A 23,375-nucleotide genomic window follows, 5' to 3' on the forward strand; every position below is an offset into this window, starting at 1 on the left:
ATGATGAAGCTTTTGATCGTCGACGATTCCAACGTGATCCGCCAGCGCATCGCGCGACTGGCCGGCGACACCCGCTTGCCCGGACTGGAGATCGTCGCCCAGGCCCACAACGGCGCCGAGGCCTTGAACATGTTCGTGCGCTATCGCCCGGACGTGGTGACGATGGACCTGACCATGCCGGAAATCGGCGGCGTGGAATGCACCGAGCAGATGGTCGCCATCGACGACAACGTGAACATCCTGGTCGTGTCGGCGCTGAGCGACAAGACCACCGCGATCAGCGCGCTGAAGAAAGGCGCGCGCGGATTTCTCTACAAACCGTTCACCGACGACCAACTGGTCGGGGCCTTACTGGAGATGCTGCCGTAATGAGCGACCTCAACGAAACCGAAATCAAGGTCTTCATCGACGCGGTGACGAACTATTTCAACCAACTCACCCAGGAGGCCGCGGTGGTGCGCGGCGCATTCCTCGACGACAACAGCGGGACCGTGCCGGTGTACGACTACAGCGGCCAGATCGCGATCAGCGGGCAGTTCCGCGGCACCATCACGGTATCGGCGCCGCGCGCGATGATCCGCCATCTGTTGCTGGCGCTCAACGAAAGCGATCAGTCCGACGCCAACCTGCGCGACACCGTCGGCGAGTTGGCCAACACCCTGGCCGGCAACGCGCGCAAGCACTTCGGCGGCGAGATGGAGATTTCCGTGCCCAAGACCGCGGCCGGCGCGATCGGCCACTCCGGATCGCGCAAACGGCCGTACGTGATCATGGTGAGTTGGAAAACCTATAGCGCCTCGCTGGTGGTCGATATCGAACGCCTGGACTGAGTCTGCGTGGGCGAGAGCTTCGCGAAGGCGGCCCCGGCCGCGTGGGAGCGTCGCCGCGGCGCCGAAACCCCCTTGAACCATCGGCGCCGCGATGGTCCGTGTTCCGCGGGTCGGGGCCGTCCTTCGCGATCTTGATCGGAACCGCGGGGCAGCGCGGCGCAAGCGGGGCGATGGCCGCGTCGCGCGATTCGCCAGTCGGGAAGCGGCAAACGCAGGCGAGGAGTGCGCAAGGGCGAGGCGTGCGGAGTCAGGCAGTCGTTTGTTGGGTGCGTTTGCGGTTTCAGGTTCTCGATCGCACAGGGAGGAGCGGGAGATGTCCGATACGATGAAAGGCATCCGCATGCGTTATGCGCGGTTGTTCGGCGCGGTCGCCGCGATCGCGGTCTGCGCCGCGGTGATGGCAGGAGCGGCGGCGGGCTTGATCGCGCGGGATGCGGAAAGCGACGGGCTGTTCGGGATCGTCGGCGACGGCCCGCGCATGATGATGATCGGCGCCGGATTGTCGCTGCTGGCGGCGGTCGCGTATCTGATCCTGGGGCCGCTGCGGCGCCTGTACGCGCACGAGCGCGAGCAGGCGGCGTGGCGCGAGTTCACCGAGGATGCCTTGCGCGCGGTGCCCGACGGGCTGTTCCTGATCGATTCGAACTTCATCATCCGCGATCCGGTCTCGCCGGCCTTGCTGCAGGTGCTGCAACGCAAGCTGTGGCCGGGCATGGACCTGATCGAAGTGCTGCGGCCGATGCTCGCGGACGATACCCTGGAGGCGACGCGCGGCTATCTGAAGCTGTTGTTCGCCGAACACGCGCGCGATCGCCGCATCGCCGCGCGCAATCCGCTGGCCGAAGTGGTATTCGCTGGGCCGCCGTCGCGGCAGGCGCAGGTGGGGTTCCGTTTCGAGCGGGTCGAGCGCGACGGCGCGGCGCAGTATCTGCTGGTGAGCGTCAGCGACATCGGCGAGCGTCTGCGCCTGGGCAAGGAACTGGCCGGCGCCAGACTGCGCTTGCGCGCGCAGCTCGAAGGTCTGGTGCGCGCCTTGGGCCACGACAGCGCGCGGATTCGCGCCTGCCTGAATCACGGCGACGCGGCCGTGGAGCGCATACGCGTGCGATTGCAGCGTCTGTGCACGGCCGCGGACATGGACGAGCGGTCAGCCTCGTATCGGGCGCTGATCGCCGACGCGCAGTCGCTCAAGAGCGAGGCCGGCGAGATCGATCTGGACCTGATCGAAACGCCTGCGCATGGCCTCGAACTCGATCTGGTCGAACTGAGCCATCGGCCCGAGTTCGGCCATGAGGATGCGCGCCGGCTCGGCGCGGAGGTGGAGTATCTGGGCGAGCGCATCGGCACGATGCGTGAGTTGTTGGTCCAGATCGACGGCAGGGCGTCGGCGGCCGTGGTGGCGAGCGAGCCTGTGCCGCTTGCGCCGTTGTCGGTCGAGGCGGGGCAGGCCTCGGTGATCGAATCGACCTTCGCGCAAGCGATCGCGCCGCAAGCCGCCATGGCGACGCTCGCGCAGGCGTCGATCGATGCGACCACTGCACGTGTATCCGATGCGTTGGTCGCCGGCGAATCCGCGCAGCCTCCGGTATCGGTATCTGCGCCAGCACCCGAAGCGGGATCGCGCGACGATCCGGATCATGGCCAACTCACGGAACAGATCCCGATCGCCGCCAGCGCCGCCGCCATCGCGGGCGGCCCGGAGCGCGCGGCGGCGTTTCTTGAGCGCATGCAATCGCGTATCCCCGCGCGGGTGAGCGGCTCCGAGCCGCCGCAGCCGCAGCAGTCGGCATCGCCTGCGCCCTCGGCGCAACCGCCGCTCGTGCGCCCAGGCTTACCCACGCGGCCGGTAAAGGCCACGCAACCCGAGCAGCCACCGCTACTGTCGCCAACGCCCGCGACCGCATCGCCAAAGATCGAATCGCAGCCGCCTGCCGCGCTGCGATTGAGTCCGTCGCTGCCGTGGATGAACCCGCTCGCCGCGTCGGGCGGTGCGGCCGAAGTCGGCTCGCGTTCGCCTGCGAACAGTGCTTCGGCTCAGCCGCAGGCATCGCCAACGCCGCAGACACCGGCGCCCGCGGAAACCGACACGGGAATCGTGCCGGCAGCCATGCCGTCCACCGAGTCGTCGCCTTCGATCAAGATCGAACCCGCCGACCCGCCCATGCCCGCCGCTGCGATAACCAATGCGCCGAGCAAAGCCGTCGTCGAAACAACGAGCAACGCGACAGACGCCAACGCTTCGACTGCGACGACTCCGCCCCTCGCCAGCCACGACACCGGCGCAGCCACGCAAGCCGACATCGAACTGACCATCGATCCCGCCTCCACTCCCGCGAAGGCGACCGCCGACGATCCGGCCAGGATCGCCGCCGCTCAAGCCTTCGACAACGGCGCCGAAGAAGCCTTCGCACTGGTGCCGCTGCTGGCGCTGTCCGGCGGCGACACCGTGCTGTCGTCGTCGAAGGCGGCATTCGCCGATTGGGCCGCGCACGCGCGGCAACTGGCCGGGCAGCAGAGCAAGTCGGTGCGGGTGGAGGCGGTGCTGGATCTGTTCGAGCAATTGCCGGAGCCGGCGGTCGCGGTCCTGCGCGAAGTCGGCAGGGAACTGGTCGCTAACGCGGTCACGCACGGGATCGAGTCGATGTCGATGCGCCGCCGGGTCGGCAAGGACCCGGTCGGCGTGGTGCGGCTGGTACTGAGCCGCGAGGAATCGGTCTGGCAGTTCGTCGTGCGCGACGACGGCCGCGGCATCAACCTGGTGCGCCTGCGCGCGGCGCTGCTGCGCGAGGGCCGCTATCGCATCGACGTGGTCAGCCGCATGAGCGAGCGCGATGCGATCCTGAAAATCTTCGAGCCCGGCGTGACCACGGCGGCCAGCAGCGAAGGCGACAGCGGCTTGGGCATGGGTCTGCCGGTGGTGATGGAACGCCTCCGCGGCCTGGGCGCGCGCATGGCGCTGGCGACGGTGGCGGGGAAATCGACCGAGTTGCGGATGCGCTGGACGCAGCGGTGAAATTTGCCGGCGATCGCGGAGCCGCCGCGATCGCCGCCGCTGCTCAGGCCAGATCGCCGAAGCGCGCCTGCAGCGCCGCGATCGCCGCCAGCCCGGCGGTTTCGGTGCGCAGGATGCGCGGGCCCAGCCGCAATCCCTGGAAACCGGCATCGCGCAGTTGTTGACGGTCGAGCGGCGACCATCCGCCTTCCGGGCCGATCGCCAGCAGCACCGGCGCATCAAAGGCGAGCGCGAGCGTGGCGAACGCCAACTCGCCGTCCGGGTCGAGGATCAAGCGCGCGCCGCCGGCTGGCAACGCCGCCAGCACCGCTGCCAGCGAACGCGGCGTGGCGACCTCGGGCACGCAGGCGCGACCGCTTTGTTCGCAAGCCGAGGCGACCACGCTGCGCCAATGCGCCAGGCGTTTTTCCGCGCGCGCTTCGTCGAGCTTGACCTCGCTGCGCTGCGACCACAGCGGCAGCACCGCGCTCACGCCGAGCTCGGTGGCCTTCTGCAGGATCAGGTCCATCTTCTCGCCGCGCGCCACGCCCTGCAGCAGATGCAGGCGCAGCGGCGATTCGCGTTCGACTTCTTGCGCGGAGTCGATCCGCACCCGCACTTCGCGCTTGCCCAGCGCGCTGATCTGGCCGTGGTAGTCGCGGCCGTCGCCGTTGAACAGCACGCAGGCGTCGCCGACTTCGTGCCGCAGCACCCGCGCCAGGTGAGTGGCCGGGCCTTCCGGCAACACGACCTCGCTGCCGAGCGCGAGCTGCGCATCGACATGGACTCGGGTCAGGCGCATGCGTCGGCCTCCTGCACGGCGTGGTCGATCGCCGCGCGGGTGGTCGCGGCGAGCAGTTGCAAGGCTTCTTCGTCGATCGAATACGGCGGCATCCAGTACAAGATATCGCCCAGCGGCCGCAGCAGCACGCCGCGTTCCAGCGCGGCGCGGTAGGCGCGCAGGCCGATGCGCTGGGCCGGGTCGAAACCCTTGCGCTTGTCGCCGCCGCGGCTGAGTTCGAAGGCGACGATCATCCCGGCCTGGCGCACGTCGGCGATGTGCTGATGATCGGCGAAGGGCGCGGCCAGTTGGCGCATGCGTTCGCTGGTGACGCGGTTGCGCGCGATCACGTCGTCGTCGCTGAAGATGCTCAGGCTCGCCAACGCCGCCGCGCACGCCAGCGGGTTGCCGGTGTAGCTGTGCGAATGCAGGAACGCGCGTTCGCGCGAGTCGTCGAGGAAGCCGTCGTAGATGTCCTGCGTGGTCAGTACCGCCGCCAGCGGCAGCGCGCCGCCGGTCAGGCCCTTGGACAGGCACAGCAGGTCGGGCATCACCCCGGATTGCTCGCTGGCGAACATGGTGCCGGTGCGACCGAAGCCCACCGCGATTTCGTCCGCGATCAAGAACACGCCGTGCTCGTCGCACAGTTCGCGCGCCAGCTTGAGATACAGCGGGTCGTGCATGCGCATGCCGCCGGCGCATTGCACGCGCGGCTCCAGGATCAGCGCGCAGACTTCATCGGCATGGCGTTCGAGCAATTCGCGCAAAGCCTGCGCGGCCCGGCGCGCGCGATCGGCCGGGGTTTCGCCGGGTTCGCACAGGTAGGCGTCGGGCGAGGGCGCGAAGATCGACTCGGCCAGCAGCGGCGCGTAAATGCGCCGGTACAGCGGAATGTCGCCGACCGCGAGCGCGCCCAGGGTCTCGCCGTGATAGCCGTTTTCCAGGGCGATGAACTTGGTCCGGCCGTCGACGCCGCGATTGCGGAACCAGTGGAAGGCCATCTTCAGCGCGACCTCGACCCCGGCCGAGCCGTTGTCGGCGTAGAACACCTTGCTCAGCGGCGCGCGCCCGTCCTGGCGCGGCGCGATCGCGAGCAGGCGCTCGGCCAGCTCGACCGCGGGCGGGTGCGAGCAGCCGGCCAGGATCACGTGCTCCAGCGTCAGTGCCTGGGTGGCGATGGCCTGGGCGATGCGCGGCTCGGCGTGGCCGAAAATATTCGTCCACCAACTGGAAATCGCGTCCAGGTAGCGTTTGCCGTCCTGGCCGATCAGCCAGGGCCCGCGGCCGCTGGCGATCGGCAGCAAGGGCAGTGTGTGGGGATGCTCGCGCATCTGCGTGCAGGGGTGCCACAGCACCTTCAGGTCGCGTTCGCGCCAGGAGTTCGCCGCGGCGCTGCCCGGCTCTGTTAGCATCTGTGGGTCGTGAGTGATCTCTCGCATGCCCCTATTATCGTGCCTTTCCGCTCTTCGCTCATGCCCGGATCGCTAATGCCCGCAGGCGCGCCATGAGCCGACGGCTGCCGATCATCCACAGCGTCACCGAGCACGAGGCCGGTCCGTACCGGATGGAACTGCTCGACCTGGAATTCTCCAACGGCGAGCGCCGCCGCTACGAGCGCCTGCACGGCCGCAACCGCGCCGCCGGGCCGGGCGCGGTCATCGTCGTGCCGATGCTGGACGCCGACACCGTGCTGCTGGTGCGCGAGTACGCCGCCGGCATGCACCGCTACGAGCTGGGTCTGGTCAAGGGCCGGATCGACGCCGGCGAGGACGCGATCGAGGCGGCCAACCGCGAACTCAAGGAGGAAGCCGGCTACGGCGCCCGTTCGCTGACCGTGCTGCGTTCGCTGACCCTGGCACCCACCTACATGAGCCATCAGGCCCATCTGGTGCTGGCGCGCGATCTCTACCCCGAGCGCTTGCCCGGCGATGAGCCGGAAGAACTGGAAGTGGTGCCGTTCAAACTCGACGACCTGCATCAACTGATCCTGCGCGAGGACTTCTCCGAAGGCCGCAGCATCGCCGCGCTGTTCATCGCCCGCGAGTGGCTGCGCAACGGCGAGCCGACGCCGCCCGAAGCCGGCGCCGGCGGCGAGTCGCCGCCATGAGCCTGGTCGCGGGTCTGAGCGATCGCGAATTGACCGAAGGCGCGATCGAAATCGCGCGCGCCGCGGCCGCGGCGATCCTGGTGGTCTACGACGGCGAATTCGAAGTCGAACGCAAGGCCGACGCCTCGCCGGTGACCGCCGCCGACATGGCAGCGCATCATGTGATCGTCGATGGGCTGGCGCGGCTGACCCCGGACATCCCGGTGCTGTCGGAAGAATCCGCCGACGAGGTCGATCTGGCCCAGCGCCGGCAGTGGAACCGTTTGTGGCTGGTCGATCCGCTCGACGGCACCCGCGAATTCGTCAAGCGCAACGGCGAGTTCTCGGTCAACCTGGCCTTGATCGAAGACGGCGTGGCGGTGTTCGGACTGGTGCTGGCGCCGGTCGGCGGCGCGCTGTGGTACGCGCAGCGCGGCGGCGCCGCGTTCCGCCGCGACGGCGACCTGACCACGCAAGTGCATGCGCAGGTGCCGCCGGCGCAGCCGATGCGCGTGGCTGCCAGCCGCTCGCATCACAGCCAGCGCAGCGACGATTTCATGGTCCGCGCCCATCGCGAAGCGGCCGGCGGCATCCGCATGGTCAGCCTGGGTTCGTCGTTGAAGTTCTGCCGCATCGCCGAAGGTTCGCTGGACTTGTATCCGCGCTTCGGCCCGACCAGCGAATGGGATACCGCGGCCGGGCAGTGCGTGCTGGAAGCCGCTGGCGGCGCGCTGCTGGACCCGCAGGGCCGGCCGTTCCGTTACAACCAGCGCGAGCATCTGCTCAACGGCGACTTCATCGCGCTGGGCGATCGCGCGTTGCCGTGGAAGGAGTGGCGAGATGGCTGAAGTATTGAACCTGCCGCCGGGCATCGCCGGCCTGATCGAGATCATGGCGCGCCTGCGCGATCGCGAGCGCGGCTGTCCGTGGGATATCGAACAGACCTTCGCCACGATCGCGCCGTACACGATCGAAGAAGCCTACGAAGTCGCCGACGCGATCGATCGCCAGGATCTGGCCTCGCTGAAGGACGAACTCGGCGACCTGCTGCTGCAGGTGGTGTTCCATGCGCGCATGGCGCAGGAGCAGGGCGAGTTCGCCTTCGACGATGTGGTCGCGGCGATCAGCGACAAGATGCTGCGCCGGCACCCGCACGTGTTCGGCGATGCCAGCGTCGAGGACGCCGATGCGCAGACCGTGGCCTGGGAAGAACTCAAGCGCCGCGAGCGCGAGGCCTCGGGCGAAGCCGACACCTCCGCGCTGGCCGGCATCGCCCGCGGTCTGCCGGAGTGGCAGCGCGCGGTGAAACTGCAAAAGCGCGCGGCCACGGTCGGCTTCGACTGGCCCGAGGTGACGCCGGTGATCGCCAAGCTGCACGAGGAGATCGACGAAGTGCGCGCCGAGTTCGACGCGGTCGCCGCCGCGCCCGACGATGCCGCCGCGCGCGATCGGCTGGAGGACGAGATCGGCGACGTGCTGTTCGTCTGCGCCAATCTGGCCCGTCACGGCAAGGTCGATGTCGGCACCGCGCTGCGCCGGGCCAACCTCAAGTTCGAACGGCGTTTCCGCGCGATGGAACTGCTGGCGGCGCAGGACGGTTTGTCCCTGGCCGAGCTGCCGCTGGAAGGGCAGGACGCGTATTGGGACAAGGCCAAGCGGGCCGAGCGCGGCGAGTGAGTGGGTGCTCAGGTCTGTGGCGGGTTAGTCGAGACCTGAGCCGAGAGCATCGGGCCTGAAGGCCCTCTCACAACAAACCTCGCGGCTTCGAAGTCTTTTGTGGGAGAGCTTCAACCACCCACGCCGTTTCGAGGTTTGTTGTGGGAGGGCCTTCAGGCCCGATGCTTTTCGATCAAACCCCGCGAATCCCGCAGCAGCCCCACATAGATTCGGCAACCCGCCGACCGGCTTGAAGCCTCCCGCCCGCAGGCGCAGGATCGGCCCGTCGCCCGCCGAATCCGCCGCATGCACTGTTACCGCCACGCCCCCGCCGAAGCCCTCGGCATCTGCCGCTCCTGCGGGCGCGGGGTGTGCGCGCAGTGCGTGCGCGAGGTCGGCCTGTCGCTGGCCTGTTCGCAGGAATGCGAGCAGCGGGTGCGTCGCGGCGACGCGCTGATCGCCAACAGCGAAGCCAGCTTCCGCCAGGCGCGGCGCGGAAGTGTCGTGTTGGTGATATTTCCGATTCTGCTGGGCGCGGTACTGTGCTATTTCGGCCTGAACGAGCGCGGCTGGTTCAATGCCTTGACCGCGATGGGCGCGATCCTGGTCTTGTTCGGGATCGTGGTCGGATGGCGGCAGCGGCGCATGCAACGGCAACTACAATAACCCGGTCGCGACCGGGTCCGGGGACACTGCGAACAGGAGACACCTGATGGCCAGCCGCTTCGCCAGCTTCAGCGAGTTCTATCCTTTTTATCTCAGCGAACACAGCAACCGCACCAGCCGGCGGCTGCATTTCGTCGGCAGTTGCGGGGTACTGATCCTGTTCGCGCTGGCCCTGGCGCAGGCGCGGCCGTGGCTGTTGCTGGCGGCCTTGCTGTGCGGCTACGGCTTCGCCTGGGTCGGGCATTTCTTCTTCGAGAAGAACCGGCCGGCGACGTTCAAGTATCCGTTCTATTCCTTCGCCGGCGATTGGGTGATGTTCAAGGACATTCTGACTGGGAAGATCAAGTTCTAGACGGTTGTTCGATGGAAATGCGAGGGAATCGCCTTATGTGTCTTCAGCGCCATCCCTCAAGGCCGTCATTCCCGCGAAGGCGGGAATCCAGCGACTTCAAGCGTTCTCGCACGAAAGGCCCTGGATTCCCGCCTTCGCGGGAATGACGAGCAAGGGCAAAGCACAACCCTCGGGCCGCCGCTTCACTCCAAGAAGATCAACCAAGCCGCCACCACGATCAGCCCGAACCCGGCCCAGTGGTTCCACTTCAGCGGCTCGCCCAGGTACCAGACCGAGAAGCCGGCGAACACCAGCAGGGTGATGACCTCCTGCATGCCCTTGAGCTGCGGCGCGGAGTACACCGCGCTGCCCATGCGGTTGGCCGGCACCTGCAGGCAGTACTCGAACAGGGCGATGCCCCAGCTGGCCGCGATGGCGATCACCAGCGGCGAGGACTTGTACTTCAGGTGTCCGTACCAGGCGAAGGTCATGAAAATGTTCGAGCCCAGCAGCAGCAAAATCGGGTAAAGCCGGTCGGCAAGCATCAGTCAGGTGTCCGGAGGGCGTACAAGGGCGGAATCAGACAGCCTAATGGTGGCCTTCACGAGCCGTCCACCTTGTGGACGGCAACCTTCACAAAACTGAAGGAATGGAGAGGCTGCATGCAGGGTACGAGAGACGGGGGCCTGGTCCTCATCGTCGAAGACAACCGCAATATCTCCGAGATGGTCGGTGAATACCTCGAAAGCCGCGGCTTCGAGGTCGATTACGCCGCTGATGGCCTCGACGGCTATCGCCTGGCGACCGAAAACAGTTACGACGTGATCGTGCTCGACCTGATGCTGCCGCGCATGGACGGCATCGAGGTCTGCAAGAAGCTGCGTGAAGAAGCGCGCAAGTCCACCCCCGTGCTGATGCTGACCGCGCGCGACACGCTCGACGAAAAACTCACCGGCCTGAGCGCCGGCGCCGACGACTACCTGACCAAGCCCTTCGCGATCCAGGAACTGGAAGCGCGCCTGCGCGCCCTGATTCGCCGCGAGCGCCGGCAGGTGGGCGGCGAAGTGCTCAAGGTCGCCGATCTGGTGCTCGACCCGGCCAGCCTGCGGGTCACCCGCGGCGGCAGCGAACTGCAGCTGTCGCCGATCGGCCTGCGCCTTTTGACCATCCTGATGCGCGAATCGCCCCGCGTGGTCAGTCGCCAGGAGATCGAACGCGAGATATGGGGTAACGGCTTGCCCGATTCGGACACCTTGCGCAGCCATCTGTACAACCTGCGCAAGACCATCGACAAGCCTTTCGGCAAGCAACTGCTGCATACCGTGCAAAGCGCCGGATATCGCGTGGCGGACATCTCTCAGCCGCCCGACTGACCCGTCGCCGCCGCCATGCCGCAAGGGTTACCGCGCAAGATCAAGCTTGCGTTCATCCTGCAAGCCTTGATCGGCAGCATCGCTATAACGCTGGGCATTCTCCTGGCGGGACTGGCGGTGCGCCACGTGGTGCTGGAACAGCGCATGCAGCGCGAGGCCGACGACTACTGGGCCGGGCGCGCGCGCGATCTCAACTACCCGCTGCCGCGCACCTCGACCACGCGCGGCCATTTCGTCCCCGCCGGCGCCAGCGACGCGTTGTTGCCGGCGTCGATACGCGGCGTCGAGTCGGGCCTGCACAACATGCCCGGCGGCGGCCGGGTGGTACTGGTGGACCGGCGCGAGGCCGGCACGTTCTACATGGTCTATGCGACCGAGCTGATCGATGAGGCCATCCTCTACACCGGCCTGTTCTCGCTGCTGTTTTCGCTGCTGACCACGTACCTGATTTCCTGGCATACCTATCGCACCTCCAAGCGCCTGGTATCGCCGGTGAGCTGGCTGGCCAACGTGGTCTCGCAATGGGACCCGCGCGATCCCGACACCAGCCTGATCGAACCGATCAAATTCCCCTACGACCCCGGCAGCGAAGTGCGCCGGTTGTCGAGCGCGCTCAGCGGACTGGCCGAGCGAGTCAGCGATTTCGTCCAGCGCGAACGCGATTTCACCCGCGACGCCAGCCACGAACTGCGCACGCCGCTGACGGTGATCCGCGTCGCCACCGACCTGATGCTGGCCGACCCGGAAACGCCGATGCGCGCGCAGCGCTCGCTGCTGCGGGTACAGCGCGCCGGCCGCGACATGGAGGCGGTGATCGACGCCTTCCTGATCCTGGCGCGCGAATCCGACGTGGAGCCGCAGTCGGAAGAATTCGCGGTCCGCGACATCGTCGATAACGAGATGGAGCGGATCCTGCCGTTGCTCAACGGCAAGCCGGTGGAGCTGCATCTGTACGACGAAGGCGGCCCGCGCCTGATCGCGCCGCCGCATGCGCTGGGCGTGATGATCGGCAACCTGCTCAGCAACGCGGTGCGCTTCACCGACCAGGGCCGCATCGACGTGCGCCTGAGCCGCGACAGCATCGAGATCCGCGACACCGGCATCGGCATGTCGGTGGAGACTTTGACCAAGGCCTTCACCCCGTTCTACCGCGCGGATTTTTCCGCCAGCGACGGCAAGGGCATGGGCCTGTCGATCGTGCGCCGGCTGGGCGAGCGCTTCGGCTGGCCGGTCACGTTGACCAGCGCGCCGGAGCTGGGCACTACCGCGGTGATCCGCTTCCGGCCGGGGACGACGGTCGTGTCTTCGCCGCTGCCGCCGCCGGCGCCGGTGCCTCGGGTGCCCGAGGCCTGATTCGCCGGACGACTGCCGCGCAGGCAGCGAAGTCTTTGTGGGAGGGGCTTCAGCCCCGAGGCTTTTCGATCCGATGCGGAAGCGTTCCGGCGATCTGAGCGAAAAGCCTCGGGGCTGAAAGCCCCTCCCACAAAAGCCATGAGCCCTTGGAAGTTCGGCGTGGCGCAGAAAGCGTCGCCAGACCGCCCGCGACGCTTTCCCGCCCCGCCGCATCTGTGTGCAAGATCGGTCGCGTCCGGATGCCTGCATTCAACCCGCGACCGATGGCAGCAAGCCGGGCGCGCAGTCGAAACTGAACCGCTACGGCCACATGCGGCCAACCCACCGGCAAATCCTGTCAACCCTGTTCAGCCACGCGCGTTCGCGCCTGCATAGCCCACCGTCCGAGTCCCATGAGCGCAGCCAAACCGTCCACCGCCACCAACAAGTCCCTGCGCCCGCGCAAGTCCCCGTGGCTCAAGCGCGCGGCGATCGCCGTGGTGGTGCTGGCCGCGGCCGGCATCGGCTGGCACTACTACAGCAAACGCAACGCCGAAGAAGCGGCCGGCGCGTATCGCACGGCCAAGGTCGAGCGCGGCGACATCCGCGTGGCGATCTCGGCCACCGGCGCCTTGTCGGCGATTTCCACGGTCGATGTCGGCAGCCAGATTTCCGGACAGGTCACCGACGTGCTGGCCGACTTCAACGATCGCGTGACCAAGGGCCAGGTGATCGCACGGATCGATCCGAGCACCTACGAGGCGCAGATCGCGCAGGGCACCGCCCAGGTCAACAACGCCCGCGCCAGCCTCGCCACCGCGCAGGCGACGCTGCACAACGCCGAGCTGGACTTCCAGCGCAAGAGCGAACTGGCGAAGAACCAGCTGGTGGCCCGCAGCGACGCCGACCTTGCGCGCGCCGCGCGCGATCAGGCGCGCGCGCAGCTGGCCGGGGCGCAAGCGCAGATCAACCAGCAGATCGCTTCGACCCAGACCTCGCGCCTGAACCTGCAGCGCACGGTGATCCGCGCGCCGGTCGATGGCGTGGTGCTGACCCGCACCGTCGAGCCCGGCCAGACCGTGGCCGCGAGCCTGCAATCGCCGGTGTTGTTCCAGATCGCCGAAGACCTGTCGAAGATGGAGATCGTGCTGGCCATCGACGAAGCCGACATCGGCCAGGTCAAGCCCGGCCAGAGCGTCAACTTCAGCGTCGATTCCTTCCCCGACCGCAAGTTCCGCGGCGCGGTCCAGCAGGTGCGGCTGTCGGCGACCAACACCAGCAACGTCATCACCTATCCGGTGGTGGTCTCGGTCGATAACGCCGACGGCGTGCTGTTGCCGGGCATGACCGCGAACGCTGAGATCGAAGTCAGCCATCGCGATAACGTGCTGCGCGTCGGCAACGCGGCGCTGCGTTACAAGCCCTCGGACGACGACGCGGCCGCGGCGGGCGCGCCTGGCGCCGGCGCGGCGCGCGGCGGCCTGGGCAACGATCTGCCGGCGGTGGCCGACAAGCTCAAGCTCGACGCCAGTCAGCGCGCGCTGTTCGACGCCGCACTGGAGCAGATGAAACAGCGCATGGCTTCGCGCACGGCCGCGCCCACCAGCACCGCCGGTGGGCCTCCAGGCGGCGGCCCGCCGACCATCATCATGGGCGGCGGACGCGGCCCGGGCGGCGGCGGTGGCGGCGGCAACAACCGCAGCGGCAATCGCGCCGGCGGCGCGGTTTCCGGCGCGGCGCGCCAGCGCATGCAGGAACGTTTCAACCAACAGTTCGGCGCCTTCCGCGCCACCCTCAACGACGATCAGCGCAAGCTGTGGGACAGCGAAATCGCCGCCCTGGTCAGCGCCCGCCGTGCGCCGCTGTACAAGCTGGTCAAGGGCGAACCGCAGGCGGTGGTGGTGCGCGTCGGCGTCAGCGACGGCAGCTGGACCGAGGTCTCGGGCAACGTGAAGGAAGGCGACGACATCATCGTCGGCAGCGGGCGCGGCGCGAAATGAGTCCGGCCGTCAGCCGCGACAGCGCCGGCATTCCCGCGGTGATCGAGACCCGCGCGCTGGGCAAGGTCTATTCGCCCGGCAGCGAGGCCGAGGTGATCGCGCTGCACGGCGTGGAGATGTCGATCGCGCGCGGCGAGTTCGTCGCGATCATGGGGCCGTCGGGTTCGGGCAAGTCCACGCTGATGAACCTGATCGGCTGCCTGGACACACCGAGCAGCGGCGTGTACCTGTGCGACGGCATCGATGTGGCCACCCTGGACAAGGAAGAGCGCGCGATCCTGCGCCGCGACAAGATCGGCTTCGTGTTCCAGGGCTTCAACCTGCTGCCGCGCATGAACGCGCTGGAGAACGTGGCGATGCCGATGGGCTACGCCAACATCAAGCGCGAAGAGCGTCTGCAGCGCGCGCACGCGGCGCTGGACGCGGTAGGACTGGGGCCGCGCGCCAATCACCGGCCCAGCGAATTGTCCGGCGGCCAGCAGCAGCGCGTGGCGATCGCGCGCGCGCTGATCAACCGCCCGCCGATCATCCTCGCCGACGAACCCACCGGCGCGCTCGACACGCGCACCGGCGAGGAAATCCTGGCGCTGTTCAAGCGCCTGCAGGCCGAGGATCACACGGTGGTGCTGATCACTCACGATCCGGACGTGGCCGCGCACGCCGACCGCATCTTCGTGATGCGCGACGGCGAACTGCACGTGCAGGAGGCGGCGGCATGAACTTCATGGAAGTGCTGCGCACCGCCGTATTCGCCTTGCGCGGCAATTGGCTGCGCAGCGGGCTGACCTCGCTGGGCGTGATCATCGGCATCGCCGCGGTGATCGTGATGGTTTCGGTCGGGCAGGGCACGCAGGCGGAAATCGACAAGCTGGTTTCGGGCCTGGGCTCGAACCGGCTGGACATCAGTTCCGGCGGCGGCGGACGCGGCACCGGCGGCGTGCGCCTGAGTTCGTCGAGTTTCTTCACCCTGACCGAAGGCGACGGCGACGCGATCCGCAACGAAGTGCCGGAAGTGCAATACGTCGCCGCGTCCCTGCGCGGCGGCACCCAGGCGGTGTACGCGGAAAACAATTGGTCCACGCAGTGGCAGGGCGTGCAGGCGGATTTCTTCGACATCAACGGATGGGCCATCGCCTCGGGCGCGAATTTCGAGACGCGCGATTACGGCAGCGGCGCCAAGTCGGTGATCCTGGGCGAAAGCGTGCGCCGCGAATTGTTCGGCGACGAAGACGCGATCGGCCAGACCATTCGCCTGGGACGCGTGCCGTTCACGGTGATCGGCACGCTCAAGCCGAAGGGCCAGGGCGGTTTCGGCCAGGACCAGGACGACATCGTGCTGGTGCCGCTGGAAACCGGGCGCCGCCGCCTGCTCGGCGCGATGGGCTTGCCCAACGGCGCGGTGATGCAGATCGCGGTCGGCGTCGGCCGCGCCGAGGACGTGTCGTATGCGCAGGAGCAGATCGAAGGCCTGCTGCGCCAGCGGCACAAGATCCAACCCGGCAGCGACGACGATTTCAGCGTGCGCAACATCGCCGAAGTGGTGGCCACGCGCACGCAGACGACGCGGTTGATGTCGCTGCTGCTGGGCGCGGTGGCGACGATCTCGCTGATCGTCGGCGGCATCGGCATCATGAACATCATGCTGGTGTCGGTGACCGAGCGCATCCGCGAGATCGGCCTGCGTATGGCGGTGGGCGCGGGGCCGCGCGACATCCAGTGGCAGTTCCTGGCCGAGGCGATGCTGATTTCGCTGATCGGCGGCGCGATCGGCATCGCCATCGGCGTGGTCGGCACCTTGCTGGTGAGCAAGTTCGGCGCGCTGCCCATCGCCTTGAACGGGCAGGTGGTCGGACTGGCTGCCGGGTTCTCCATCGCCACCGGTCTGTTCTTCGGCTATTACCCGGCGCGCAAGGCTTCGCAGTTGGACCCGATCGAAGCGTTGCGGCAGCAGTGAAGCGCCGCGGGCGCGGCGCGCTCGCGGCGGTCGACTACGACTTAAGGCACGGTTGCCGCCGGGGAGGCCGTGGCATCGTTTGCGCACCCCGTGGTGCGGAGCGCGAATGAAGACGCTGTGGCTGAGTGCGTTGCTGTTGATCTGCGCCGGCAGCGCGAACGCCGAGGGTTCCGATCCGAAACCGACGACGGTGATGATCCTTGGCGTCGATCACGCCGCACAGTTGGTCTCGCGCAACGATCAGCCGGCGTTGCTGGACGCGTTCCTGGATCGCGCCAAGCCCGATGCGATCTGCATCGAGCGTTCGCCGGAAGCGTTCGCCCGCGGCGATTTTTATGAGTTCACCTTTGAGGTCCAGGACGTGGTGGTGCCGTTCGCGCGGCGCCATCGCATCGAGTTGTGTCCATTCGATTGGGAGCCGCCGGCGGAAGACCAGAAACTGGGCTTCGGCATGGACCTGGGCGCGTTGCCGCAGCTGCGTCCGCTCAAGGGCTTTCAACAGTTTCTGAGCTTCGCTCCACAAAGCCTGCAGCGGGACTTGTTCCACGCCGACGATCCGAAGAACCTCGCGCGCGTCACCCAATGGGCGTCCACGCCCGCTACCCGCGCCAAGAACGATCTGCCGCGCCGGTTGTATCTGTATCGCACCTACCTCCAGGCCCAGCGCATCGCCGCCGCCGCCCGCGCCCATCCCGGCGGCACGGTGGTGGTCGTCGTTGGCGAGTTCCACAAACTCGATATCGAAGCGATCCTGCAGGACGACGCGAGCATTCGCGTGGTGCAACCCTCGTCGCTCGGACGGCCGAGCCCACAGGAGATCCAAGCGCACGATCGGCGCGAATACCGCGCGGCGATCGCCAGTTTCAATCTGCTCGGCGCGCAGGCATCGAGCGGTGCGATCGATTACGAATTCGTCCGTGCCGCGGTGGAGGCACTGGAGGCGGCCGGCACCACCCCGGAAGCGCGCCTGTTCCGGACCCGGCTCGACCTGCTGCAAAAGCGCATCGGCCGCGCCGAAGCCGTCGAGCGATATCAAGCCATCGCGGCGTCGGCCGGGGACGCGAAGTTTTCCTGGAACGGGGTAAAGGACGCCGCGCGGGTGGATTCCTACTTCGATCCGTTCGGCAATCTGAGCGTGCGCCAGCGCGCGTTGCTGGAAGCGGCGCGAGAGCTGCTCGCGGCCGGCGAAGTAAAACGCGCGAACGAGCTTCGCGATGCTTGCGCCGCCGGGCTCAGCCCGCGTCAGCGCGAACAGTTGCAGGGCTATTGGGACCGGGAAGCCGGCAACGCTGTTTCCAAGCCGCGGTAACGATCCGGCGCTAACAGAGCAAACCACCGGAGCCCTCCGCCGCGTCGCGGCCGCCTGTACCGCGAAGCGGGCGCGGGCCGGCCGCAGCGGCCTCGACAGGTGTGGTCGCAGGCCCGCTGCGACCGCGCAAGTCGCGGCTCTCACCGCCGTCCGGGCCCGGTCCGAGGCCCTCGCAGCCCGCCGCCGGGCGCCCCCGCCGGGGCGCCGCTGCCGGGCTTATGGCAAAATCCCCGGCTTGTAGCGGCCGCCGGCCGCGTCCGCCCGGCCGGTTCCGGCCCATACGACCGAGAAAGCATCTCAATGCCGACCTTCGCGCCGTCCCCGTCCGTGCGTCATCGCCGCCTTGATGCGGCATCCACCACCCAAACGGAGCGCCGCCGGCATGGCTGACGAATACGGCCACCTGCCGCGCGGCCCGGGCCGCATCCTCAAGGCGGCGACCTGGTCCTTCCAGGGCCTGCGCGCGGCCTGGCTGCACGAGTCCTCGTTCCGCCTCGAGGTCTATCTGTTCCTGATCCTGTCCCCGGTCGGCTGGTATTTCGGGCAAACCGGGGTCGAGCGCTCGCTGTTGATCGGCTCGATCCTGCTGGTGCTGAGCATCGAACTGCTCAATTCCGCGGTCGAGGCGGTGATCGAACGCTACGGCCCGGAGTTCCACGAACTGGCCGGCCGCGCCAAGGACATGGGCTCGGCGGCGGTGTTCGTGCTGCTGATGAACGTGCTGCTGGTGTGGGCCTCGATCCTCGGCCCGCGCCTGTGGCAGCACCTGACGGCCTGAGCGCAGCGCTCGGGCCGCATCGCGCATCGAAGGATCGACGCGCACCGTTGCATTTGGGCCGCCGTCCTGGCGGGTCCCGCCCGCGGAGCGTCCGCGGGCTTGAACATCGACACCTTGAGGTATGCCGTACGTGATGGACGTGATTGCCCTGCTGACCGATCCGCAAGCCTGGATCACCCTGATCACCCTGAGCGCGATCGAAATCGTGCTGGGTATCGACAACCTGGTCTTCATCTCGATCGCGGTCAGCAAGCTGCCGTTCGATCAGCGCGAGAAAGCGCGCAAGTTCGGCATCGCGGTGGCGTGCATCAGCCGTATCGCGCTGCTGCTGACGCTGGCCTTGCTCGCGCGCCTGACCAGCGACTTGTTCACGGTGTTCGGCCAGGGCATCTCGGTGCGCGACCTGATCCTGATCGTCGGCGGCGCGTTCTTGCTGGTGAAGGGTTCGATGGAGATCAAGGACCTGATCGTCGGCGAGGAAGAATCCGAGGACGTGCACACCAAGCCTGCGGCGTCGTTCATGATGGTCATCGCCCAGATCGCGGTGATCGACATCGTGTTCTCGCTGGACTCGGTGATCGCCGCGGTCGGCATGGCCAACCATATTCCGGTGATGGTCGCCGCGATCATGCTCGCGGTCGGCGTGATGCTGCTGGCGTCCAAGCCGCTGGGTCATTTCATCGACAACAACCCGACCATCAAGATGCTGGCGCTGGCGTTCATCGTCATGGTCGGCCTGTACCTGATCGCCGACGGCCTGGAGTTCCACATTCCCAAGGGCTATCTGTACGGCGCGATGGGTTTCTCCGCGCTGGTGGAATGCCTGAACCTGTGGGCGAAGAAGCGCGCGACGCAGCGGCTGACCTCCGAGTAAGCGGCGCGGCGGTATCGATACGCGAAAGGCCGGCGAGCGATCGCCGGCCTTTTTTTGTTTTTGTAGGAGGGGCTTCAGCCCCGATGCCTTTCGGCTCAGATCGCGGCAGGATTCCGGCGGCGGAGCGAAAGGCATCGGGGCTGAAGCTCCCTCCCACAAAATCCAAAGCCCTTCTTTAAAGCCCTGGTGTGAGCGCGCCGGCCGCCGCGACTCCACGGTGAGCTTCGGTGGGCCGCGCCCTTGGCGTCGTCACACGCCGTCCATTGCGCCCCCGCGCAACCGGTGCTGCAATGCGGCCGTCCATCCTGTTGGAGAGCCGCGCCATGTTTCGTGCCTTGATCGTGCTTGCCTTGACCGCGCTGCTCAGCGGCTGCGGTTACAACACCATCCAGCAGAAAGACGAGGCGGTGACCGCGGCGTGGTCGCAGGTGCTCAACGTCTACAAGCGCCGTGCCGATCTGGTGCCGAACCTGGTCGCGACGGTCAAGGGTTACGCCAGCCACGAACAGCAGGTGCTGACTCAGGTGACCGAGGCGCGCGCCAAGGTCGGCAGCATCAACGTCAACGCCAACGATCCGGCTTCGCTGCAGCAGTTCGAACAGGCCCAGGGCGAGTTGCGCGGCGCGATCGGGCGGCTGCTGGTGGTCAGCGAAAACTATCCGCAGCTCAAGGCCGACCAGAGCTTCCTGAGCCTGCAGACGCAATTGGAAGGCACCGAAAACCGGATCACGGTCGAGCGTCAGCGTTACATCGCCGCGGTGCAGGACTACAACACTTATCTGCGTCAGTTCCCGACCAACCTCACCGCGAAGATGTTCGGTTACGCAGTCAAGCCGAATTTCACCGTCGAGAACGCGGCACAGATCCAGGAAGCGCCGAAGGTCGAGTTCGGCCAGCCCGCGCAGCCTGCGCCGGCCTCCAATCCGCCGGCGCCGGGCAAGGGCTGATCGCGCCGCGATGCCGGCGATCCCGGCACTGACGGGTGCGGCGATGCGAGGCCTGCGAGGCCGGCTGACCGGTCTGGTCGTGGCCGCGTTGCTGGCGACGATGCCGCTGCTGCCGGCTTCGGCGCAGAACGGCGCGCAGGCGTTGCAGCCGCCGCCGGATGCCTCGGCGCCGGCCGCCGCCGCCGGCGCGCTGACCGACGCGAAGATTCCCGCGATGGATTCGCCGGTGGTGGACACCACCGGCACGCTCGACGCCAATGCGCGCGCTCAGCTCGATGCGCAGGCGCGCGCCTTGCAGCAACGCAAGGGCGCGCAGCTGCAGATCCTGATGGTCGCAAGCACCCAGCCGGAAGACATCGACAGCTACGCGGTGCGCGCGTTCGAGCAGTTCAAGCTGGGGCGCAAGGGCATCTCCGACGGCGTGCTGCTGGTGGTCGCCAAAGACGATCGGCGCGTGCGCATCGAAGTGGGCTACGGCCTGGAAGGCGCGATCACCGACGCCCAGGCCGGGCGCATCATCCAGGAATACATCACCCCCAAATTCCGCACCGGCGATTACGCCGGCGGCCTGAGCGAAGCCAGCGCGATGCTGACCCAGCTGATCGACGGCGAGCCCTTGCCGCCGCCGCTGGCCGATCAGTCCGGCGGCGATGCGCCGGATGAGGACAACTGGATGCTGGCGGTGTTCATCGGTCTGTTCGGCGCGGGTTTCCTGCGCGGCCTGCTCGGCCGCCTGCCGGGGCTGGCGCGCGGGCTGATCAGCGGCGTGCTGGTGGCCGGCGTGGCCTGGCTGCTGTCGCTGGCGTGGTGGGCGATCGGCCTGGCCGGGTTGATCGGTCTGCTGTTCGGCATGTTCGGCGGCGGTGGCGGGCAGTTCGTCGGCGGCGGCGGTTGGGGCGGCTACAGCGGCGGCGGCTGGGGTGGTGGAGGTGGCGGTGGCGGTGGCGGCTGGTCGGGCGGCGGCGGTTCCAGCGGAGGCGGCGGCGCCTCGGGGAGTTGGTGATGCGCATGCTCCGGCATTGGTTCGCGCCGTCCTCGCGGCGGCTGTTTCCCGAGGACAGCATGCGGCGCATCGGCGCGGCGATCGCGGCCGGCGAGGCGCGCCACAGCGGCCAGCTGTGCTTCGCGGTGGAATCGCGGCTGACCTTCGCGGAACTGCTGGAAGGACGCCCGGCGCGCGAAGCGGCGCTGGCCGCGTTCGCCCATCTGGGCGTGTGGGACACCGCGGCCAACAACGGCGTGCTGTTGTATCTGCTGCTGGCCGACCATCGCATCGAGATCGTGGCCGACCGCGGCTACGACACCCGGGTCGGCGACGAGCGCTGGCTGGCGGTGTGCGAGAGCATCCAGCAGGCGCTGGCCGCGGGCGAGGCCGAGGCGGCGGTGCTGGGCGGCGTGGCGGCCTTGTCGGAGATCATCGCCGAGCAGTTTCCGCGCGTGGACGGTGGCGCGGGCGGCGAGGGCAACGAATTGCCGGATCGGCCGGTGCGGCTTTGATAATGCGGGAGGTCTTTTGTAGGAGGGGCTTCAGCCCCGATGCTTTTGTCTCAGATCGCTATGCCGGACCGGAAAGCATCGGGGCTGAAACCCCTCCCACAAAAGACTTCGGGCTTTCGACCTGTTCCAGACCGCAACCGCACGGCGTTGCAACCTGCGCTGAAACGCAGCGTTCGACCGGCCTCAGCGACCGCAACCGGCATCCCTCACGCGGGCGGGCTGGGGCACAATAAGCCGGTCATCCGCCCCCCGAGCCGTCCCGCCGCATGACCATCCTGCATCAGATCGATCCGATCGCGCTCAATCTCGGCCCGCTGCAAGTCCATTGGTACGGGATCATGTATCTGCTCGGGTTCGTCACCGCCTGGTGGCTGGGGCGGCAGCGCGTGCGCGCCGGCCGTCTGCCCGGCGTCAACGAGCAGGCCTACGGCGATCTGCTGTTCTATTCCATGCTCGGCGTAGTGCTCGGCGGCCGCATCGGCTACGTGCTGTTCTACAACTTCGCCGAACTGCTGAAAGACCCGCTGATGCTGTTCCGCATCTGGGAAGGCGGCATGAGCTTCCACGGCGGCCTGCTCGGCGTGATGGGCGCGGCCTGGTGGTGGGCGCGCAGCCATCGCACGCATTTCTTCGACGTGATGGATTTCGTCGCGCCGCTGGTGCCGCCGGGGTTGGGCTTCGGCCGCCTGGGCAATTACATCGGCGGCGAGTTGTGGGGCAAGCCCACCGACGGCGGCTGGGGCGTGATCTTCCCGCGCGCGCCGGAGTTCGCCAACTGGACCAGCCAGCAATTGCAGACCCAGTTCGCCGCCGGCGCGCTGGACCGCTACGCGCGCCATCCCTCGCAGCTGTATCAGGCCGCGCTTGAGGGCCTGACGATGTTCGTGGTGCTGTGGTGGTTCTCGCGCAAGCCGCGTCCGCGCTATGCGGTGTCGGGCATGTTCGCGCTGCTGTACGGCTGCTTCCGCTTCCTGGTTGAATTCGTGCGCGTGCCCGATGCGCAGCTGGGCGACAACGGCTATCTGGCCTTCGGCTGGTTGACGATGGGCCAGGTGCTGAGCACGCCGCTGATCCTGCTCGGCCTGTTCTGGCTGTGGCTGTCCACCCGCTCGCCGACTCTGCAGCCGCAGGTGGCGGCGGCCGAAACCGCGCCGGCGAAGGGCTGAGCCATGCAGCAATATCTCGATCTGCTTCGGCACGTACTGGAACACGGCGCGGAGAAATCCGACCGCACCGGCACCGGCACGCGCAGTGTCTTCGGTTGGCAGCTCAGGTTCGATCTGAATGCCGGGTTCCCGTTGGTCACCACCAAGAAACTGCATCTGCGCTCGATCGTGCACGAGTTGCTGTGGTTCCTCAAAGGCGAAACCAACACCGCCTACCTGAAAGAACACAAGGTCAGCATCTGGGACGAATGGGCCGACGCGCAGGGCGAACTCGGTCCGGTCTACGGCAAGCAGTGGCGGCGCTGGGCCGGCGCGGACGGCGTGGAGATCGACCAGATTCGTTGGGTCATCGATGAGATCAAGCGCAATCCAGATTCCCGCCGCCTGATCGTCAGCGCCTGGAACGTCGCCGACCTGCCGCAGATGGCGTTGATGCCCTGCCACGCGCTGTTCCAGTTCTATGTCGCCAACGGCAAGCTCAGCTGCCAGCTGTATCAGCGTAGCGGCGACATCTTCCTGGGCGTGCCGTTCAACATCGCCAGCTACGCGCTGCTCACGCACATGGTCGCGCAGGTCTGCGGCCTGGGCGTCGGCGATTTCGTGCATACCCTCGGCGACGCGCATCTGTATTCGAATCACTACGACCAGGCGCGCGAGCAGCTCTCGCGCACGCCGCGCGCGCTGCCGACCTTGAAGCTCAATCCAGAAGTGCACGACATCTTCGGTTTCGGCTTCGAGGACATCGCCATCGAAGGCTACGACCCCTTGCCGGCGATCAAGGCGCCGGTAGCGGTTTGACGGTG

The 23,375-nt window shown here is 67.6% G+C and carries 24 protein-coding genes; 21 read left to right on the top strand and 3 right to left on the bottom strand.

Features of this window, described 5'->3' with window-relative positions; all coding sequences use genetic code 11:
- The 3 genes from AB4Y92_RS18940 (at nucleotide 1) to AB4Y92_RS18950 (ending at nucleotide 3,843) form a co-directional block, all read left to right on the top strand.
- Nucleotides 1–369, top strand: a complete 369-nt coding sequence (locus tag AB4Y92_RS18940) for a response regulator (RefSeq protein WP_222837518.1) — start codon at nucleotides 1–3, stop codon at nucleotides 367–369.
- Nucleotides 369–830: a chemotaxis protein CheX gene (locus AB4Y92_RS18945; protein ID WP_057943992.1), complete on the top strand. Its 462-nt coding sequence runs from the start codon at nucleotides 369–371 to the stop codon at nucleotides 828–830. The genes AB4Y92_RS18940 and AB4Y92_RS18945 overlap by 1 nt, the downstream gene beginning before the upstream one ends.
- A 313-nt stretch (nucleotides 831–1,143) precedes the next feature.
- Nucleotides 1,144–3,843 carry an ATP-binding protein gene (locus AB4Y92_RS18950; RefSeq protein ID WP_441821068.1) on the top strand — a complete coding sequence of 900 codons (2,700 nt, stop codon included), beginning with the start codon at nucleotides 1,144–1,146 and terminating at the stop codon, nucleotides 3,841–3,843.
- Between the two features lie 43 nt (nucleotides 3,844–3,886).
- Here the strand turns inward: AB4Y92_RS18950 and AB4Y92_RS18955 are convergent, their stop codons facing one another.
- The gene (locus AB4Y92_RS18955) at nucleotides 3,887–4,624 is read right to left on the bottom strand and encodes a 16S rRNA (uracil(1498)-N(3))-methyltransferase (protein ID WP_441821069.1); all 738 of its coding nucleotides are present in this window, start codon (nucleotides 4,622–4,624) and stop codon (nucleotides 3,887–3,889) included.
- Nucleotides 4,615–6,015: an adenosylmethionine--8-amino-7-oxononanoate transaminase gene (gene bioA / locus AB4Y92_RS18960; protein WP_441821137.1), complete on the bottom strand. Its 1,401-nt coding sequence runs from the start codon at nucleotides 6,013–6,015 to the stop codon at nucleotides 4,615–4,617. The genes AB4Y92_RS18955 and bioA overlap by 10 nt, the downstream gene beginning before the upstream one ends.
- A gap of 92 nt (nucleotides 6,016–6,107) precedes the next feature.
- On the opposite strand from bioA, the gene nudE reads away from it, so the two are divergent.
- The 5 genes from nudE (at nucleotide 6,108) to AB4Y92_RS18985 (ending at nucleotide 9,363) form a co-directional block, all read left to right on the top strand.
- Nucleotides 6,108–6,710, top strand: a complete 603-nt coding sequence (nudE, locus tag AB4Y92_RS18965) for an ADP compounds hydrolase NudE (protein WP_441821070.1) — start codon at nucleotides 6,108–6,110, stop codon at nucleotides 6,708–6,710.
- Complete coding sequence (gene cysQ, locus AB4Y92_RS18970) at nucleotides 6,707–7,537, top strand: 3'(2'),5'-bisphosphate nucleotidase CysQ (protein ID WP_441821071.1); 831 nt, start codon at nucleotides 6,707–6,709, stop codon at nucleotides 7,535–7,537. Before nudE ends, cysQ begins: the two co-directional genes overlap by 4 nt.
- Nucleotides 7,530–8,366 carry a nucleoside triphosphate pyrophosphohydrolase gene (gene mazG / locus AB4Y92_RS18975; RefSeq protein WP_441821072.1) on the top strand — a complete coding sequence of 279 codons (837 nt, stop codon included), beginning with the start codon at nucleotides 7,530–7,532 and terminating at the stop codon, nucleotides 8,364–8,366. Before cysQ ends, mazG begins: the two co-directional genes overlap by 8 nt.
- Nucleotides 8,367–8,651: 285 nt before the next feature.
- A complete protein-coding gene (locus tag AB4Y92_RS18980; protein ID WP_441821073.1) occupies nucleotides 8,652–9,011 on the top strand; it encodes a hypothetical protein in 360 nt (119 codons plus the stop codon).
- A 46-nt stretch (nucleotides 9,012–9,057) separates the two neighbouring features.
- Entirely contained in the window at nucleotides 9,058–9,363 is a 306-nt protein-coding gene (locus tag AB4Y92_RS18985; protein WP_441821074.1) for an Mpo1-like protein, read from the top strand.
- A 182-nt stretch (nucleotides 9,364–9,545) separates the two neighbouring features.
- Here AB4Y92_RS18985 and AB4Y92_RS18990 read toward each other — a convergent pair whose 3' ends face one another.
- Nucleotides 9,546–9,887, bottom strand: a complete 342-nt coding sequence (locus tag AB4Y92_RS18990) for a DMT family protein (RefSeq protein ID WP_441821075.1) — start codon at nucleotides 9,885–9,887, stop codon at nucleotides 9,546–9,548.
- Nucleotides 9,888–10,004: 117 nt separating this feature from the next.
- Here AB4Y92_RS18990 and AB4Y92_RS18995 point away from each other — a divergent pair, with 117 nt between their 5' ends.
- The 13 genes from AB4Y92_RS18995 (at nucleotide 10,005) to AB4Y92_RS19055 (ending at nucleotide 23,370) form a co-directional block, all read left to right on the top strand.
- Nucleotides 10,005–10,715, top strand: coding sequence for a response regulator transcription factor (locus AB4Y92_RS18995; RefSeq protein WP_036112873.1), 711 nt, complete (start codon nucleotides 10,005–10,007; stop codon nucleotides 10,713–10,715).
- Nucleotides 10,716–10,730: 15 nt separating this feature from the next.
- Nucleotides 10,731–12,068 carry a sensor histidine kinase gene (locus AB4Y92_RS19000; RefSeq protein WP_441821076.1) on the top strand — a complete coding sequence of 446 codons (1,338 nt, stop codon included), beginning with the start codon at nucleotides 10,731–10,733 and terminating at the stop codon, nucleotides 12,066–12,068.
- A gap of 392 nt (nucleotides 12,069–12,460) precedes the next feature.
- The gene (locus AB4Y92_RS19005; RefSeq protein ID WP_441821077.1) at nucleotides 12,461–14,047 is read left to right on the top strand and encodes an efflux RND transporter periplasmic adaptor subunit; all 1,587 of its coding nucleotides are present in this window, start codon (nucleotides 12,461–12,463) and stop codon (nucleotides 14,045–14,047) included.
- Nucleotides 14,044–14,766: an ABC transporter ATP-binding protein gene (locus AB4Y92_RS19010; protein WP_441821078.1), complete on the top strand. Its 723-nt coding sequence runs from the start codon at nucleotides 14,044–14,046 to the stop codon at nucleotides 14,764–14,766. The genes AB4Y92_RS19005 and AB4Y92_RS19010 overlap by 4 nt, the downstream gene beginning before the upstream one ends.
- Entirely contained in the window at nucleotides 14,763–16,001 is a 1,239-nt protein-coding gene (locus AB4Y92_RS19015) for an ABC transporter permease (protein WP_441821079.1), read from the top strand. Before AB4Y92_RS19010 ends, AB4Y92_RS19015 begins: the two co-directional genes overlap by 4 nt.
- A gap of 106 nt (nucleotides 16,002–16,107) precedes the next feature.
- Nucleotides 16,108–17,310 carry a hypothetical protein gene (locus AB4Y92_RS19020; protein WP_441821080.1) on the top strand — a complete coding sequence of 401 codons (1,203 nt, stop codon included), beginning with the start codon at nucleotides 16,108–16,110 and terminating at the stop codon, nucleotides 17,308–17,310.
- Between the two features lie 382 nt (nucleotides 17,311–17,692).
- Nucleotides 17,693–18,088, top strand: coding sequence for a diacylglycerol kinase (locus AB4Y92_RS19025; RefSeq protein ID WP_441821081.1), 396 nt, complete (start codon nucleotides 17,693–17,695; stop codon nucleotides 18,086–18,088).
- 121 nt (nucleotides 18,089–18,209) lie between these two features.
- Nucleotides 18,210–18,962, top strand: a complete 753-nt coding sequence (locus AB4Y92_RS19030; RefSeq protein ID WP_441821082.1) for a TerC family protein — start codon at nucleotides 18,210–18,212, stop codon at nucleotides 18,960–18,962.
- 323 nt (nucleotides 18,963–19,285) lie between these two features.
- Nucleotides 19,286–19,909, top strand: a complete 624-nt coding sequence (locus tag AB4Y92_RS19035; RefSeq protein ID WP_441821083.1) for a LemA family protein — start codon at nucleotides 19,286–19,288, stop codon at nucleotides 19,907–19,909.
- Nucleotides 19,910–20,123: 214 nt separating this feature from the next.
- Nucleotides 20,124–20,912, top strand: a complete 789-nt coding sequence (locus AB4Y92_RS19040; protein WP_441821138.1) for a TPM domain-containing protein — start codon at nucleotides 20,124–20,126, stop codon at nucleotides 20,910–20,912.
- On the top strand, nucleotides 20,912–21,406 hold the full coding sequence (locus AB4Y92_RS19045) for a TPM domain-containing protein (RefSeq protein ID WP_441821084.1): 495 nt from the start codon (nucleotides 20,912–20,914) through the stop codon (nucleotides 21,404–21,406). The genes AB4Y92_RS19040 and AB4Y92_RS19045 overlap by 1 nt, the downstream gene beginning before the upstream one ends.
- 266 nt (nucleotides 21,407–21,672) lie before the next feature.
- Nucleotides 21,673–22,572 (top strand): prolipoprotein diacylglyceryl transferase, encoded by a 900-nt coding sequence (gene lgt / locus AB4Y92_RS19050; RefSeq protein ID WP_441821085.1) that lies wholly within the window; start codon nucleotides 21,673–21,675, stop codon nucleotides 22,570–22,572.
- Nucleotides 22,573–22,575: 3 nt separating this feature from the next.
- On the top strand, nucleotides 22,576–23,370 hold the full coding sequence (locus AB4Y92_RS19055) for a thymidylate synthase (protein ID WP_441821086.1): 795 nt from the start codon (nucleotides 22,576–22,578) through the stop codon (nucleotides 23,368–23,370).
- Nucleotides 23,371–23,375 lie beyond the last annotated feature (5 nt).

Source organism: Lysobacter sp. TAB13 (assembly GCF_052113885.1).
GTDB classification, from domain to species: domain Bacteria; phylum Pseudomonadota; class Gammaproteobacteria; order Xanthomonadales; family Xanthomonadaceae; genus Lysobacter; species Lysobacter gummosus.